This window comes from Pseudomonas sp. ef1, from assembly GCF_007293365.2.
Classification (GTDB): domain Bacteria; phylum Pseudomonadota; class Gammaproteobacteria; order Pseudomonadales; family Pseudomonadaceae; genus Aquipseudomonas; species Aquipseudomonas siliginis.
In genome coordinates this window covers 1,836,147-1,851,127 of record NZ_CM129815.1, presented here as the reverse complement: position 1 = coordinate 1,851,127, position 14,981 = coordinate 1,836,147, and the positions used below count along the sequence as shown (strand labels likewise).

Here is a 14,981-nt window from a genome sequence, read left to right as displayed (position 1 = left end):
CTTCGCAGCTTCTCTTAATGCGGGTATGATCGGCGTTTACGTTGTCCCAGCCAAGATAGTGGAAGTCGCCCACCGATGCAAAACACCAAGCTCTTGCTAACCAGTTTCACCTTTGTGGGACTGCTCGCACTCGCCGGTTGTTCATTCCCCGGGGTTTACAAAATCGACATCCAGCAGGGCAATGTCGTCACGCAGGACATGATAGACCAGTTACGCCCGGGAATGACCCGGCCGCAAGTACGGTTTATCATGGGCAACCCTCTGCTTGCCGACACGTTCCATGCCGATCGCTGGGATTATCTGTACAGCCTGCAACCGGGTGGCGGTGAACGCCAGCAGGAACGAATCAGCGTTATCTTCAATTCCAACGACCAGCTTGTCAGCCTGTCCGGTGACTTCATGCCCGGCGTGAGCCGTGATGAAGCCATTCTCGGCAAGGACAGCGGTACTACCGTGACCGCGCCTGCTGAAAACGCCGACAAGCCAGAAGCTGAAAAACCAGCCAAACCAGGCTCTTTGCTGGATCAGATCCAGAAGGACGTCGATGGCGTGGAAACCGTACCGGTTCCGACACCAGAGCCGCTGGACACCTCGCCGCAGTAATAGGCGAGGCAATAAAAAACCCGGACATTCCGGGTTTTTTATTGCCTGCCGTTTGGCCTGATCAAGAATTGCGTGCTTTGGCCTCGGCAGCCTTGGCCGCACGCAAACGTCGAACCTCTTTGGGATCAGCCAGCAGCGGTCGATAAATTTCGATGCGATCGCCCGCCTGAACAGGGCGAGAATCCGCGTCAGTCACGACCTTGCCAAAAATCCCCAGCGGGCACTGGGCCAGATTCAGCTCAGGAAACTCTGCCGCGATGCCCGATTCGTGCACCGCAGCCCGAACGCTAACGCCTTCAGCCACGCTGATCGCACGCATAACCTGGCGATCAACCGCTGCGTACACGACTTCTATCTCGATCACCGGCTCAACCATGCATCTGCTTGGCGCGCTGGCAGAAAGCATCCACCAACTGATTGGCCGCCTGATTGAACAATGGCCCCAGAGTTGCGCGCACCAGCGGCCCGGCATAATCGAACGACAGATCCAGACTGATCTTGCAGGCCTTCTCGTTCAGCGCCTTGAATACCCAGATGCCGTGCAACTGAGTGAACGGGCCTTCCTCAAGATTCATCTCGATCGACTGCCCCGGCACCAGCGTATTGCGCGTGACGAAATGCTGACTGAGGCCGCCCTTCGCTACGCCGACACTGGCGCGCATGTGTTCCGGCGAGCTTTCCAGCACTTCAGCCTCCGAGCACCACGGCAGAAACTCCGGGTACCGCGCGACATCGTTGACCAGGTCGTAGAGAAATTGCGCCGGGTACGGCAGAAGCGCGGATCGTTGGATATGTGTCGTCATGTAAGCGTTACTTCCAGAGCTGAGCGGCAAAGACTACAAGAATGCCGATAGGCGCCACGTAGCGCATCAAGAACAGGGACAGAGCAAACAGAACCGGGTTACGGATAGACAATTCATCCCGCACCGCTTCACGCCCCATCACCCATCCCGCAAACAGCACGAAACACAAGCCACCGAGGGGCAACATGATCCGCGAGGTGAAGAAATCGATCACGCCGAAGAAGTCGAGACCGCTCTGCGCACCCCATTGATAGAGGCTGAACGCCCCGCCTTCGTTCACGAAAAACTTGGCTTCCTTCCAGATATTGAAAGAAAACACCGTGCCCAGACCAACGAACCAGCACGTGAACGCCAGCCAGAACGTCACCCAGATGCGGCTGATTTTAGTGCGTTCAACCAGGTAAGCCACCATTGGCTCAAGCAGCGAAATCGCCGAACTCCACGCCGCCACCGCGACCAGCACGAAGAACACCACGCCCATCAACTGGCCGAAAAATACATTACCAAAAGCAAATGGCAGGCTGACGAACATCAGTCCCGGACCTTCGCTTGGGTTCAGGCCAGCAGCGAACACAATCGGAAACAGCGCCAGACCGGCGACCAGCGATACAAAAGTATCCAGCAGCGCGACACCGACCACCGTGCCCGACAACGAGGTGTTCTTTGGCATGTAGGCGCCGTAGATCATGATCGAACCGACGCCAACGCTCAGCGAGAAGAACGCGTGCCCCATCGCTGGCAGCAGACCGTCGAGGACTTTTTCCGGGTGGAAGTCGAACATGAAATGCACGCCTTCCATGAAATGCCCGGTGGTCATGCTGTAACCCAGCAGCACCAGAATCATCACGAACAGCAGCGGCATCATGATCCGCAGGCTGCGTTCAAGCCCGGCGACCACGCCTTTGGCGATCACGAAGGCCGACAGCAGCATGAAAATCGTGTGCCAAAGTGTCAGGCGCCATGGATTGGAGATGACATTGCCGAAATAGGCGCCGACCTGATCGGCCGTCGCGCCCTGGAAATCGCCACGGCCCATGTCGACGATGTAATCCAGCGACCAGCCGCCGACCACACTGTAGAAAGACAGGATCAGCAGGGCCGTGATCATCCCGGCAAACGCGCCCCACGACCATTTGGCCGAGTGTCCGGCTTCCAGTGCCAGCACCTTCAGGGCATTCGCCGGACTTTGCCGGGCGCGCCGGCCGATCAGGGTTTCCGCGAGCATGACCGGCACGCCAATGAGTGCGATGCACGCCAGGAACATCAGCACGAAGGCGCCGCCGCCGTAGACCCCGACCATGTAGGGGAACTTCCAGATACTACCCAGTCCCACGGCCGAACCGGTCGCGGCGAGTATGAATACCCAGCGGCTAGCCCAACTGCCGTGGACAGAAACCTTGTCTGTCGACATCGTTTATCACGCCCAAGCGTTAGAAAAAGAGGCCGCATTGTCCGGGATTCACTCAACCTGCTCAAGCACGCAGCAACACCGTAGCCGACAGCCGAACAACTCCATATAATGCCGCCCCTATGGCTAAACAGAAGAAACACCCAACAGGGACCATCGCGCAGAACAAAAAGGCGCGACACGATTACTTCATCGAGCACAAGTTCGAGGCTGGTCTGGTCCTGGCCGGCTGGGAAGTAAAAAGTCTGCGGGCGAGCAAGTTGCAGCTGGTCGACAGCTATGTGCTGCTCAAGGACGGCGAAGCATGGTTGCTCGGCAGCCACATCACGCCGTTGATGACCGCAAGCACTCACGTCATCGCCGACCCGGTGCGCACACGCAAACTGCTGCTCAACCGCCGCGAACTGGACAAGCTCGCCGCCGCCGTGCAGCAAAAGGGTTACGCCTGCGTCTGCCTGTCCTGGTACTGGAGCAAGCACATGGTCAAGTGCGAGATCGCTCTGGGCAAGGGCAAGAAGGAATACGACAAGCGTGACACCGAGCGCGAGCGCGATGCCGGTCGTGAATTGCAGCGTGCGGTGCGCAACAAGGGCAAGGAAGACTGATCTTCCTCCTTTAGCGCCAATTCGCGAGCAGGCTCGCTCCCACCTTGGAATGCATTTCAAAGGTGGGAGCGAGCCTGCTCGCGAAAGCTATTTCAGCATCAACACAAACACACCTGATCACATCCCCTTGCGCCGCTCCGCCCGAGCCATGCGCTGCACCTCCTGACGCACCTCTTCCAGCACCTCCTGCACATACAAAATATGTCGGCTGGACACTTCCCGCGCCTGCTCCGCACGCCCTTCGATAATCGCCAGATACAATTCCCGGTGCTGCGAGATCAGCATGTCGCGGGTTTCCGTGCGCTGTTTGTACATGCCGCCAATGTTGGTCACGACATTGCGCTTGAGCAGATCGAACAGTCCGCGAATTGTATGCAGCAACACCGCGTTGTGGCTGGCTTCGGCAATCGCCAGATGAAACTTGGCATCCGCCGCACCCTCTTCCGCCCGGCTGACTTCTTCATGGCGCGAGTAGCAATCCTGCAGCTCTTCGAACGCAGCGGTCAGGCGCTCACGATCGACATCGGTGGCGCGCAAAGCGGCGTAGTAGGCACACGATGCCTCCAGGGTGTGCCGGAATTCGAGCAAATCACGCTGCGCTTCGGGATTGCTTTCAAGCAATTGCAACAGCGGATCGCTGAACGTCGATCCGAGACCCTCCACCACATAATTGCCGCCGCCCTGGCGACTGACCAACAAACCTTTGGCTGCCAGTTTCTGAATTGCCTCGCGCAACGACGGGCGTGATACGCCAAATTGTTCGGCCAGCGTGCGCTCGGCCGGCAGCCGCTCGCCCGACTTCAGCGTGCCCTCGAGGATCATCCCCTCGAGGCGCTCGACAATATCGTCAGACAAACGGCGCTGACGTATCTGATCAAAGCCCATAACTCATTTCTCCACGATCCCGACCGCTCGCCGGGGTGTCTATTCTGGCCTATCCGCGCGCCGCCGACACCTGCCAGACGCCACTTCGCCAAAGCGGATCAGTTGCCCTCTGCACCGCATCTTCGACGAAAGTTTCAGAGCGGCAAATTGACACACCGACATCAAGGCTTTTACCCTAGCCGACAGCGCTTGTAAATTGGTCTTACCAATTATCCAAGATTGCTCACAGTGCCTGACCAACAACAATTAGGGGCCACCCCACCATGCAAACCTGGCAACAGCTCTACAGTCCGCTCGGCAGTCTTGGCGTCTCCGCTCTCGCGGCCGTCATTCCTATCGTGTTCTTCTTTCTCGCCCTGGCGGTGTTCCGTCTCAAAGGCCATGTGGCCGGCAGCATCACCCTCGCGCTTTCGATTGCCGTGGCGATTTTCGCCTTCCAGATGCCAGTGGACATGGCGTTCGCCGCCGCTGGTTATGGTTTCGCTTATGGTCTGTGGCCGATTGCCTGGATCATTGTCGCGGCGGTGTTCCTCTACAAGCTGACGGTGAAGAGCGGTCAGTTCGAGGTCATCCGCAGCTCGGTCCTGTCGATTACCGATGACCAGCGCTTGCAGGTGTTGCTGATCGGTTTCTGCTTCGGCGCATTTCTGGAAGGTGCCGCCGGATTCGGCGCGCCGGTCGCGATTACCGCCGCACTCCTTGTAGGACTGGGCTTCAATCCGCTGTACGCCGCCGGCCTGTGCCTGATCGCCAACACCGCTCCGGTGGCGTTCGGCGCACTGGGGATTCCGATCATCGTTGCGGGTCAGGTCACTGGCATCGACGCTTTCAAGATCGGCGCCATGACCGGTCGCCAGTTGCCACTGCTGTCGCTGTTCGTGCCGTTCTGGCTGGTGTTCATGATGGACGGCCTGCGCGGTGTGCGCGAAACCTGGCCGGCCGCGCTGGTGGCAGGCTTGAGTTTCGCCATTACCCAATACTTCACCTCCAACTTCATCGGCCCGGAACTGCCGGACATCACCTCGGCACTGGCCAGCCTGATTTCCCTGACCCTGTTCCTCAAGGTCTGGCAACCACGTCGCGCCGCCGGCCAGCACATCGTTGGCGCCGTATCCGCTTCGGTGGTCAGCGCCAGCGTCGGCGGTTTCGGCCAGAAGCGCACTACCGTGGCTTCGCCCTACAGCCTCGGGGAAATTTTCAAGGCGTGGTCGCCGTTCCTGATCCTCACTGTGCTGGTGACGATCTGGACGCTGAAGCCTTTCAAAGCCATGTTCGCTGCCGGCGGCTCGATGTACAGCTGGGTGTTCAACTTCGCGATTCCGCACCTTGATCAACTGGTGATCAAGACTGCGCCAATCGTGGCCAACCCGACCGCCATTCCAGCGGTATTCAAACTCGACCCGATTTCCGCCACCGGCACGGCGATTTTCTTCTCCGCGCTGATTTCGATGCTGGTACTGAAGATCAATTTCAAAACTGGTCTGACCACTTTGAAAGAGACCTTCTACGAACTGCGCTGGCCAATCCTGTCGATCGGCATGGTGCTGGCGTTCGCCTTTGTCACCAACTACTCCGGCATGTCCTCGACCATGGCCCTGGTGCTGGCGGGTACTGGTGCGGCGTTTCCGTTCTTCTCGCCATTCCTCGGTTGGCTGGGCGTGTTCCTCACCGGTTCGGATACGTCGTCGAACGCACTGTTCAGTTCGTTGCAAGCGACCACCGCCCACCAGATCGGCGTCAACGACACCTTGCTGGTGGCGGCCAATACCAGCGGCGGCGTGACCGGCAAAATGATCTCGCCGCAATCGATCGCCGTGGCCTGCGCCGCGACCGGTCTGGTCGGCAAGGAATCGGATCTGTTCCGCTTCACCCTCAAGCACAGCCTATTCTTTGCAACGATTGTCGGTTTGATCACCTTGGCTCAGGCTTACTGGTTCACCGGCATGCTGGTGCACTAAGACTACAAGAAGTATGGAAATAACCGACGCCGGCCCGTGATCCGGCGTCAGCAATTCACCACCGGGTCTGTAAGGCTGCTGAAAGCAATGCGCTTTATATTCGGCAGCCGCAGCAGACGGATAACCGGGCCTACCCGGAGACACGCCTGATGAGCGAGCTTTTTTACAACGCCGTGCCGAACGCGACCCGCGTGGCACCGCCACTGCCCGAACCTCGGCAATACCCCAGCGAGAAACCGTCGCGGGTCTACCTGTTCGGCACGTGTGTGGTCGACCTGTTCTACCCCGAAGCCGGGATGGACGCGATCCATCTGCTGGAGCGCGAAGGGATCCGGGTCGAGTATCCGCAGGGGCAGAGTTGCTGCGGCCAACCGGCCTACACCTCGGGTTACACCGAGCAGGCGCGGACGGTAGCGCGCTCGCAACTGGCGTTGTTTGCCGGGGATTATCCAGTGGTGGTGCCCTCGGGTTCCTGCGCCGGCATGCTGCGTGAGCATTACGCCGACTTGTTCAAGGACGAGCCGGAAACGTTGAAACAGGTGCAGGCCCTTGCAGCTCGCACCTATGAATTGGCCGAGTTTCTGCTGTTCGTCTGCAAGGTGCAGCTCAAGGACAGCGGCGAACCGGTGAAAGTCGCGCTGCACACCTCGTGTTCGGCACGCCGCGAAATGAACACCCACCTGCATGGCCGCGAGTTGTTGGCGCAGTTGAGCAATGTGGAGCGGGTCAATCACGACCACGAAAGCGAATGCTGTGGCTTCGGTGGGACATTCAGCGTCCGTATGCCAGACATTTCCGGCGCGATGGTGGCTGACAAGACCCGTGCGTTGAAAGAGTCCGGCGCACACAAGGTACTGAGTGCCGACTGCGGCTGCTTGATGAACATCAACGGCGCGCTGGAGAAACAGCAGGAAGCGTTGCGCGGGCAACATCTGGCGAGCTTCCTCTGGCAGCGAACCGGAGGTGCGCAATGAGCACCTCGACGATTATTCCTACGGTCGCCGTAGAAGAAGATTTCCGCACCCGGGCACACAACGCCCTGGGTGATCAGCAGCTGCGGAACAACTTCCGCACTGCCATGGATTCACTGATGACCAAGCGGGCAGCGGCTTTCAGCGATGCCCACGAAAGAGAACACTTGCGCGCACTGGGCAATTCGATCAAGGCTCGCGCGCTGTCCAAGTTGCCCGACCTGCTCGAGCAACTGGAACAGAACCTGACCCGCAACGGTGTGACAGTGCACTGGGCGGAAACGGTGGACGAAGCCAATGGCATCGTCCTGTCGATCATCCGCGCTCACGAGGCGCGGCAAGTGATCAAGGGCAAATCGATGGTCAGCGAAGAGATGGAGATGAACCATTTCCTCGAGGCTCGGGACATTGAATGTCTGGAGTCCGACATGGGGGAGTACATCGTCCAGCTCGACCACGAGAAGCCTTCACACATCATTATGCCGGCGATCCACAAGAATGCCGGTCAGGTCGCGTCCTTGTTCCACGACAAACTTGGCGTGGAATACACCAAGGACGTTGACCAACTCATTCAGATCGGTCGCAGGGTCCTACGGCAGAAATTCTTCGAAGCCGACATCGGCGTCTCCGGCGTCAACTTCGCCGTCGCCGAAACCGGCACCCTGCTGCTGGTGGAAAACGAAGGCAACGGGCGCATGACCACCACCGTTCCCCCGGTGCACATCGCCGTCACCGGCATCGAAAAAGTCGTGGAAAACCTGCGCGACGTGGTGCCGCTGCTGTCATTGCTGACGCGCTCGGCGCTGGGCATTCCGATCACCACTTACGTCAACATGATCTCCGGCCCGCGCAAGGAACACGAACTCGATGGCCCGCAGGAAGTGCATCTGGTGCTGCTCGACAACGGTCGCAGCCAGGCCTTCGCCGACAGTGAATTGCGCCAGACCCTGAACTGCATCCGCTGCGGCGCCTGCATGAATCATTGCCCGGTATACACGCGAGTGGGCGGCCACACTTATGGCGAGGTCTATCCGGGGCCGATCGGCAAAATCATCACCCCGCATATGGTCGGCCTGGCCAAGGTCCCGGACCACCCTAGCGCGTCCTCACTGTGCGGCGCCTGCGGTGAAGTCTGCCCGGTGAAGATTCCGATCCCGGCGATCCTGCGCCGTCTGCGTGAGGAAAACGTCAAAGCTCCGGACGCGCCGAATCAGGTGATGCGCGGTCAGGGCAGCAAGTATTCGCGCAAGGAACGCTTCATCTGGAACGCCTGGGCCAGACTCAATAGCTCGCCGACGCTGTACCGCTTGTTCGCTTTTTTCGCCACGCGGCTGCGCGCCCTTACGCCGAGCAATGTCGGCCCATGGACGCAAAACCACAGCGCGCCAAAACCGGCCGCGCGTTCGCTGCATGACATGGCCCGCGAGCATCTGGCCAAACAGGGAGAGCGTCGATGAGCGCCAAGCAAAATATCCTCGGCAAGCTGCGGAAAAGTCTGACCGGCACCACGCCGATCGCCGACACCTTTGATGTCGATCTGGTCACCCAGCCCTACACCTACAGCGCCGAGCAACGCATCCCGCAACTGCGCAAACTGATGGAAGCGGTGCACACCGAAATCCACCTGACCTCGGGCGCCGAGTGGCCGGCATTACTGGCGCAACTGCTGCGCGACCGCCAATTGCCGAGCCTGCTGATCGCTCCGACAACAACCCACGGGCAACGCATCACACAGCACTGGGCGAATAATCCCGAGCTGCCTGCACTGAAATCCTACGACCGGCCGATGGAAGAGTGGAAAGCCGAACTGTTCAACGACACCCCGGCCAGCCTCACCGGCACCCTCGGTGCCATCGCGGCGACCGGCAGCCTGATCATCTGGCCAACCCGTGAAGAACCGCGCTTGATGAGTCTGGTGCCGCCGGTGCATTTCGCCCTGCTCAAGGCCAGCGAAATCCGCGACAACTTCTATCAGGTGCAAGAGGAGTTCGAATGGGCGCAAGGCATGCCGACCAACGCGCTGCTGGTCTCCGGCCCGTCGAAAACCGCCGATATTGAACAGGTCCTGGCGTATGGGGCACATGGCCCAAAAGATCTGGTCGTGCTGATTCTGGAGGATCAATGAGTCTTCCTGCTGCTTTCCTGCGTGATGCCGAGCGATTGATTCCGCCAGAGCGGCGCTTCGACGATCCGCTGTCGACCCTGGCCTTTGGCACCGACGCCAGTTTCTATCGACTGATCCCGAAACTGGTGATCCGCGTCGAGTCCGAAGACGAAGTCGTGGCGCTGCTGCAACTGGCCCAGCGCGACAAGGTGCCGGTGACCTTCCGCGCCGCCGGCACCAGCCTGTCCGGGCAGGCGATCAGCGACTCGGTGCTGATCGTGCTCGGGGATAACTGGAATGCCCGCGAGATTCGCGGCCAGGGCACGCAGATCCGCCTGCAACCGGGCGTGATCGGCGCGCAGGCCAACGCCTGGCTGGCACCGTTCGGACGCAAGATCGGCCCGGATCCGGCGTCGATCAATGCCTGCAAGATCGGCGGCATCGTCGCCAACAACGCCAGCGGCATGTGCTGCGGCACCGCGCAGAATACCTATCACACCCTGGCCGGGATTCGCTTGGTGCTGGCCGACGGCACGCGCCTCGACAGCGAAGACCCTGCCAGCGTCGCGGCATTTCGCTCCAGCCACGGCGACCTGCTCGAACGCTTGGCGACATTAGGCCGCGAGACCCGCGCCAACGCCGAACTGGCCGCAAGAATTCGCCACAAATACCGTCTGAAAAATACCACCGGCCTGTCGCTCAACGCTCTGGTGGATTTCGACGAGCCTGTGGATATCCTGAGCCACCTGCTGGTCGGCTCCGAAGGCACGCTCGGCTTCATCAGCGCGGTGACTTACGACACCGTCATCGATCACCCGAACAAGGCCTCGGCGCTGATCGTGTTCCCCGATGTCGAAACCTGCTGCAACGCGGTCACGGTGCTGAAAAGCCAACCGGTGTCAGCGGTGGAGTTACTTGATCGGCGCAGTCTGCGCTCGGTGCAGGACAAAAAAGGCATGCCCGCTTTCGTACAGCTGCTGTCGGAAAATGCCTGCGCGCTGCTCATCGAATCCCGCGCCGCTTTGTCGACATTGCTGCAAGAACAACTGGCGCAAATCATGGCGTCCCTGCGCGATTTCCCCGTTGAGAAGCAGGTCGACTTCACTGAAGACCCGGTGGAAAACGCCCGCCTCTGGGCCATCCGCAAAGACACCTTCCCCGCCGTCGGCGCCGTGCGCAAAACCGGCACCACAGTAATCATCGAAGACGTGACCTTCCCGGTCGAACAACTGGCGATCGGCGTCAATCGCCTGATCGAGCTGTTCGACAAACATGCCTACGACGAAGCGATCCTTTTCGGACACGCACTGGAAGGCAATCTGCACTTCGTCTTCACCCAAGGCTTCAACAGCCCGGAAGAAATCGCACGTTACCAAGCGTTCATGGACGACGTCGCGCAACTGGTCGCCGTGGAATTCGGCGGCTCGCTGAAGGCCGAACACGGCACCGGCCGCAACATGGCGCCGTTCGTGGAACTGGAATGGGGCAGCGACGCCTATCAACTGATGTGGCAGCTCAAACGCCTGCTCGACCCCAACGGCATTCTCAATCCGGACGTGGTGCTCAGCGAAGATCCGCAGATCCACCTCAAGCACCTGAAACCGCTGCCGGCGGCGGACGAGATTGTGGACAAGTGCATCGAGTGCGGTTTCTGCGAACCGGTCTGCCCTTCGAAAGGCCTGACCCTGAGCCCGCGCCAGCGCATCGTCATCTGGCGCGATATCCAGGCGAAAAAGCGCGCCGGCGTCGACACCACCGAACTGGAAAAAGCCTACGACTACCAAGGCATCGACACCTGCGCCGCGACCGGTCTGTGTGCGCAACGCTGCCCTGTAGGCATCAACACCGGCGAGCTGGTGAAAAAACTCCGTGGCCGCCACGCCACGCATCAGAAAACCGCTGACTGGATCGAAGGAAATTTCGCCAAAACCCTGCAAGGCGCACGCTTCACCCTGCATGTCGCCAACGGCGCGCGGATGATGCTCGGCGCACCGCGTCTGGCGAAGTTGTCGGCGACGCTGACGCGCTTGTCCAAAGGCCAGGTGCCGCTGTGGACCAAGGCCATGCCACAGCCGGAAAAAGCCATTCGCTTCAGCCCGAGCGTTTCGGACGAGCGCCCGCGCGTGGTTTATCTGGCAGCTTGCGTGTCGCGGGTCATGGGCCCGGCGGCGGGCGACAAAGAACAGATGTCGCTGTACGACAAAACCCGTGGCCTGCTGGAAAAGGCCGGTTACCAGGTAGTCTTTCCCGACAATCAGGACAACCTCTGCTGCGGTCAGCCGTTCGCCTCCAAAGGCTACGCCGAGCAGGCCGAGCACAAACGTCAGGAGCTGATCAGCGCACTGCTCCACGCCAGTCGCGGCGGCCTCGACCCGATCTATTGCGACACCAGCCCGTGTACGTTGCGCCTGGTTCAGGACATCGGCGAAACACGACTGGATCTGTACGATCCGGTGCGCTTCATCCGTACGCATCTGCTGGATCGTCTGGACTTCACACCCCAGGAAGCGCCGATTGCCGTCCACGTGACCTGCAGCACTCAGCACTTGGGCGAAAGCCAGGCGCTGATCGATCTGACGCGCAAATGCAGCAACACCGTGGTGATTCCCGAAGGCATACATTGCTGCGGATTTGCCGGCGACAAAGGCTTCACCACACCGGAGCTGAACAGCCATTCGCTGCGTACGCTCAAGGACGCCGTGCAGCACTGCAGCGAGGGCATTTCCACCAGCCGCACCTGCGAAATCGGCCTGACCCAGCACGGTGGCATCGACTACCACGGGCTGGTTTATCTGGTGGATCGGGTGACACAGGCCAAAGTCCGCTGAAGAAAAAATCAGAACCCTTGAGCGAGGCGGTAGTCCACTGCACATGCCCCGGACCATTCGGGGCCTGTTCAACGGTCAGCGAAGTCTGAACCCTCAGTTCAAGGAGATACACATGAACCGCTCTGTAATGTTAGGTCTGTTTGTCACTGCCTCGATGATGGCGTCCACTTCGTTCGCCGCTGAAAAACCTGGCGATTTATGCGATGCCAATCTGCAGAGAATCGATAGCGCAAAATCCCAATACCTGACGTCGACAGACCTGAATGCGCGCGTATCGGCCAGTGTCAGCAAAGCCCGCGCCCTGAAAGCACAAGGCAAGATTGACGACTGCCTCGCTGAAACACAGCAAACCCTGCTGGACATTCAAAACGCTACCGGTGACACCAAAAAATGATTCATGCGCCGACCTTTTACAGGTCGGCTGCATCGGCACCTGGCCGACCGATCTGGCCTTTTGACATTCGTTGCAAATAAAACCGAATTCCTGCGCAGCGAAGCGGTCAACCAGACAGGTCCTATACTGACCTCGCTTGTCTTGACCTCGGCATCGCGGCCAAACCGTCCGGCAGCACCGAGCCCCCATCGTTCAAGGAGATACCCATGAAGCATTCTGCAATTGCTGGATTGTTTATCACTGGTGCACTTCTGGCCTCGCCGGTGTTCGCGGCGGACAAAGACCTCTGCGCCGGGAATCTTCAAAGCATCAAAGATTTCGTCACCAGCCAGCCGTCCCTTCCTGAAAGCTCCATGAATAACATCAAGGAAGCACAGGAAAAAGCCACTGCGGCCCAGGCGTCCGGCAACGACAAGGAATGCATCGAGGTTACCAACGGCATCATCAGCAAGATGCAGATCCGTAACCCGACGCGTAACTGATGTCCCGCAGGCCAACCTTCGGGTTGGCCTGCCAAGCGTTTTGACGTACACTGTGCACGCTTGTTGCCCGAACAGATTCACCGGGCAATGAGTTCGGGGCCGTTTAGGATTCGACGCCGGTTGCGAAACTCTAGGTGCATGCCGACTTGGTAACAGAAGTCGTAAATCCACTGTTGCAACTACTTATAGTTGCCAATGACGACCAATACGGTGTTGCTCTCGCTGCTTAATTGCAGCTGACAATGCTCCTGGTACCTTCGGGTCCAGCAATCATCAGGGGATGTCTGTAAACCCGAAATGATTGTCATATAGAACAGAATCGCCGTGCAGTACGTTGTGGACGAAGCGGCTAAAACTTACACAACTCGCCCAAAGCACCCTGCCCGTCGGGTCGCTGAGGGTTAACTTAATAGACACGGCTACGCATGTAGTACCGACAGCGGAGTACTGGCGGACGGGGGTTCAAATCCCCCCGGCTCCACCACCTTATCATCTAAAGACGTCCACGGACGTCTTTTTTTATGCCTGGAATCCAGTGAATACGCGGGTTTCAGCGCCATCAGCGTCCACGAACGTCCAAGAGCAGCTACCCTTTATGGCATTCCAATTGGCATTCCAAGCCCAACAGTGCTAATTTTTGGAATGCCAACCCCACCCTGGAATGCCAATGTGCGCACAAGCGGTTCGCCTCTCTGAACTCAAAATCAAATCTGCCAAGCCTGCTGAAAAGGACTACGTCCTGTTCGACGGCGGCGGACTTCAAATGCGAGTGAGAAGTAATGGCTCAAAGCTATGGAACTTCAACTATCGACACCCCGTGACGAAGAAGCGAATCAACATGGGCCTCGGGACCTTCCCTGAAGTCTCGCTAGCGCTGGCACGAAAAGGCTCCATTGCAGCTCGGGAAATACTTGCCCAAGGCCTCGATCCCAAAGAACAACGGGATGCAGTGCTGCAAGCAAAGCAAGCTGAAACCGAGCACACATTCCAGAATGTCGCGACGTCCTGGTATGAACTGAAGAAGGATGCGGTGACACCAGCTTATGCCGAGGACATCTGGCGTTCGTTGACGCTGCACGTTTTTCCAGACTTGGCCACCACACAGATTTCAGCAATCAGCGCACCACAAGTCATCAACCTTCTTCGACCACTCGAAACCAAAGGTAGCCTTGAAACCGTTAAACGGCTGTCACAGCGACTCAATGAGATCATGACTTACGGGGTCAACTCAGGACTGATACACGCGAACCCACTCAGCGGGATTCGCTCCGTCTTCAAGAAGCCGAAAAAGAAAAACATGGCGGCACTTGCTCCAGATGAGCTGAAAGAGCTCATGGTGGCAATTGCTAATGCCAGCATAAAAAGAACTACGCGCTGTCTGATTGAATGGCAGCTCAATACCATGACTCGCCCAGCGGAGGCTGCAACCACGCGCTGGGTCGACATCGACTTCGAGAAGAAGATCTGGACGATTCCTGCTGAGCGCATGAAGAAACGCCGCGTACATATCGTGCCGCTCACAGATCAAGCATTGGGACTGCTGGAGGCAATCAAACCCTACAGCGGACACCGAGAGTATGTATTTCCTGCAGACCGGGACCCTCGGACCCATTGCAACAGCCAGACCGCCAACATGGCGCTAAAGCGCATGGGCTTCGAAGGTCGGTTGGTGAGCCATGGCATGCGATCAATGGCAAGCACTACTCTCAACGAACACGGCTGGGATCCTGAGTTGATTGAGGTAGCGCTTGCACACGTCGATAAAGACGAGGTCCGCAGCGCCTATAACCGAGCGGACTACATCGAGCGCAGGCGTCCAATGATGAAGTGGTGGAGCGAACACATCCAAGAAGCAGCTACCGGCAATCTTTCGATCTCGGCCATCCAGAGCAACCGAGACACGAAGGTCGTCTCAATACGCTAACGAAGTAGCTTCAACA

Annotated in this window: 14 protein-coding genes and 1 other RNA gene; 11 read left to right on the top strand and 4 right to left on the bottom strand. The window is 58.8% G+C overall.

The window, feature by feature from the left end:
• Positions 1-75 precede the first annotated feature (75 nt).
• Positions 76-603: an outer membrane protein assembly factor BamE gene (locus FEE99_RS08335; protein ID WP_016771771.1), complete on the top strand. Its 528-nt coding sequence runs from the start codon at positions 76-78 to the stop codon at positions 601-603.
• Positions 604-664: 61 nt separating this feature from the next.
• Here the strand turns inward: FEE99_RS08335 and FEE99_RS08330 are convergent, their stop codons facing one another.
• The 3 genes from FEE99_RS08330 to FEE99_RS08320 are packed head-to-tail and all read right to left on the bottom strand — an operon-like array spanning position 665 to position 2,817.
• On the bottom strand, positions 665-979 hold the full coding sequence (locus FEE99_RS08330; protein ID WP_041477926.1) for an RnfH family protein: 315 nt from the start codon (positions 977-979) through the stop codon (positions 665-667).
• Positions 972-1,406, bottom strand: coding sequence for a type II toxin-antitoxin system RatA family toxin (locus FEE99_RS08325; RefSeq protein ID WP_016771773.1), 435 nt, complete (start codon positions 1,404-1,406; stop codon positions 972-974). Before FEE99_RS08325 ends, FEE99_RS08330 begins: the two co-directional genes overlap by 8 nt.
• Before the next feature lie 7 nt (positions 1,407-1,413).
• Entirely contained in the window at positions 1,414-2,817 is a 1,404-nt protein-coding gene (locus FEE99_RS08320) for a sodium-dependent transporter (RefSeq protein ID WP_016771774.1), read from the bottom strand.
• A 119-nt stretch (positions 2,818-2,936) separates the two neighbouring features.
• On the opposite strand from FEE99_RS08320, the gene smpB reads away from it, so the two are divergent.
• Complete coding sequence (gene smpB, locus FEE99_RS08315; RefSeq protein ID WP_007953781.1) at positions 2,937-3,419, top strand: SsrA-binding protein SmpB; 483 nt, start codon at positions 2,937-2,939, stop codon at positions 3,417-3,419.
• Positions 3,420-3,536: 117 nt separating this feature from the next.
• On the opposite strand, the gene FEE99_RS08310 is transcribed toward smpB, so the two are convergent.
• Complete coding sequence (locus tag FEE99_RS08310; RefSeq protein ID WP_016771775.1) at positions 3,537-4,304, bottom strand: FCD domain-containing protein; 768 nt, start codon at positions 4,302-4,304, stop codon at positions 3,537-3,539.
• 263 nt (positions 4,305-4,567) lie between these two features.
• Here FEE99_RS08310 and FEE99_RS08305 point away from each other — a divergent pair, with 263 nt between their 5' ends.
• From FEE99_RS08305 to FEE99_RS08265, 9 genes are all read left to right on the top strand, one after another.
• On the top strand, positions 4,568-6,262 hold the full coding sequence (locus tag FEE99_RS08305) for a lactate permease LctP family transporter (protein ID WP_016771776.1): 1,695 nt from the start codon (positions 4,568-4,570) through the stop codon (positions 6,260-6,262).
• 149 nt (positions 6,263-6,411) lie between these two features.
• The gene (locus FEE99_RS08300) at positions 6,412-7,236 is read left to right on the top strand and encodes a (Fe-S)-binding protein (RefSeq protein WP_041477925.1); all 825 of its coding nucleotides are present in this window, start codon (positions 6,412-6,414) and stop codon (positions 7,234-7,236) included.
• Complete coding sequence (locus tag FEE99_RS08295) at positions 7,233-8,690, top strand: LutB/LldF family L-lactate oxidation iron-sulfur protein (protein WP_041477924.1); 1,458 nt, start codon at positions 7,233-7,235, stop codon at positions 8,688-8,690. Before FEE99_RS08300 ends, FEE99_RS08295 begins: the two co-directional genes overlap by 4 nt.
• Entirely contained in the window at positions 8,687-9,358 is a 672-nt protein-coding gene (locus tag FEE99_RS08290; RefSeq protein ID WP_041477923.1) for a LutC/YkgG family protein, read from the top strand. The genes FEE99_RS08295 and FEE99_RS08290 overlap by 4 nt, the downstream gene beginning before the upstream one ends.
• The gene (locus FEE99_RS08285; RefSeq protein ID WP_041477922.1) at positions 9,355-12,165 is read left to right on the top strand and encodes an FAD-binding and (Fe-S)-binding domain-containing protein; all 2,811 of its coding nucleotides are present in this window, start codon (positions 9,355-9,357) and stop codon (positions 12,163-12,165) included. The genes FEE99_RS08290 and FEE99_RS08285 overlap by 4 nt, the downstream gene beginning before the upstream one ends.
• Before the next feature lie 112 nt (positions 12,166-12,277).
• Entirely contained in the window at positions 12,278-12,559 is a 282-nt protein-coding gene (locus FEE99_RS08280; protein ID WP_041477921.1) for a hypothetical protein, read from the top strand.
• Positions 12,560-12,765: 206 nt separating this feature from the next.
• A complete protein-coding gene (locus tag FEE99_RS08275) occupies positions 12,766-13,041 on the top strand; it encodes a hypothetical protein (protein WP_016771781.1) in 276 nt (91 codons plus the stop codon).
• A gap of 95 nt (positions 13,042-13,136) precedes the next feature.
• Positions 13,137-13,525: a transfer-messenger RNA gene (ssrA, locus tag FEE99_RS08270) on the top strand.
• 183 nt (positions 13,526-13,708) lie between these two features.
• Positions 13,709-14,965: an integrase domain-containing protein gene (locus FEE99_RS08265; protein WP_143979014.1), complete on the top strand. Its 1,257-nt coding sequence runs from the start codon at positions 13,709-13,711 to the stop codon at positions 14,963-14,965.
• Positions 14,966-14,981: the final 16 nt, after the last annotated feature.

Coding starts and splice junctions, on each gene's coding strand:
- FEE99_RS08275 (WP_016771781.1), top strand. CDS start 12,766: ATGAAGCATTCTGCAATTGCTGGATTGTTTATCACTGGTGCACTTCTG.
- FEE99_RS08325 (WP_016771773.1), bottom strand. CDS start 1,406: ATGACGACACATATCCAACGATCCGCGCTTCTGCCGTACCCGGCGCAA.
- FEE99_RS08320 (WP_016771774.1), bottom strand. CDS start 2,817: ATGTCGACAGACAAGGTTTCTGTCCACGGCAGTTGGGCTAGCCGCTGG.
- FEE99_RS08290 (WP_041477923.1), top strand. CDS start 8,687: ATGAGCGCCAAGCAAAATATCCTCGGCAAGCTGCGGAAAAGTCTGACC.
- FEE99_RS08280 (WP_041477921.1), top strand. CDS start 12,278: ATGAACCGCTCTGTAATGTTAGGTCTGTTTGTCACTGCCTCGATGATG.
- FEE99_RS08300 (WP_041477925.1), top strand. CDS start 6,412: ATGAGCGAGCTTTTTTACAACGCCGTGCCGAACGCGACCCGCGTGGCA.
- FEE99_RS08310 (WP_016771775.1), bottom strand. CDS start 4,304: ATGGGCTTTGATCAGATACGTCAGCGCCGTTTGTCTGACGATATTGTC.
- FEE99_RS08305 (WP_016771776.1), top strand. CDS start 4,568: ATGCAAACCTGGCAACAGCTCTACAGTCCGCTCGGCAGTCTTGGCGTC.
- FEE99_RS08285 (WP_041477922.1), top strand. CDS start 9,355: ATGAGTCTTCCTGCTGCTTTCCTGCGTGATGCCGAGCGATTGATTCCG.
- FEE99_RS08330 (WP_041477926.1), bottom strand. CDS start 979: ATGGTTGAGCCGGTGATCGAGATAGAAGTCGTGTACGCAGCGGTTGAT.
- FEE99_RS08265 (WP_143979014.1), top strand. CDS start 13,709: ATGTGCGCACAAGCGGTTCGCCTCTCTGAACTCAAAATCAAATCTGCC.
- FEE99_RS08335 (WP_016771771.1), top strand. CDS start 76: ATGCAAAACACCAAGCTCTTGCTAACCAGTTTCACCTTTGTGGGACTG.
- smpB (WP_007953781.1), top strand. CDS start 2,937: ATGGCTAAACAGAAGAAACACCCAACAGGGACCATCGCGCAGAACAAA.
- FEE99_RS08295 (WP_041477924.1), top strand. CDS start 7,233: ATGAGCACCTCGACGATTATTCCTACGGTCGCCGTAGAAGAAGATTTC.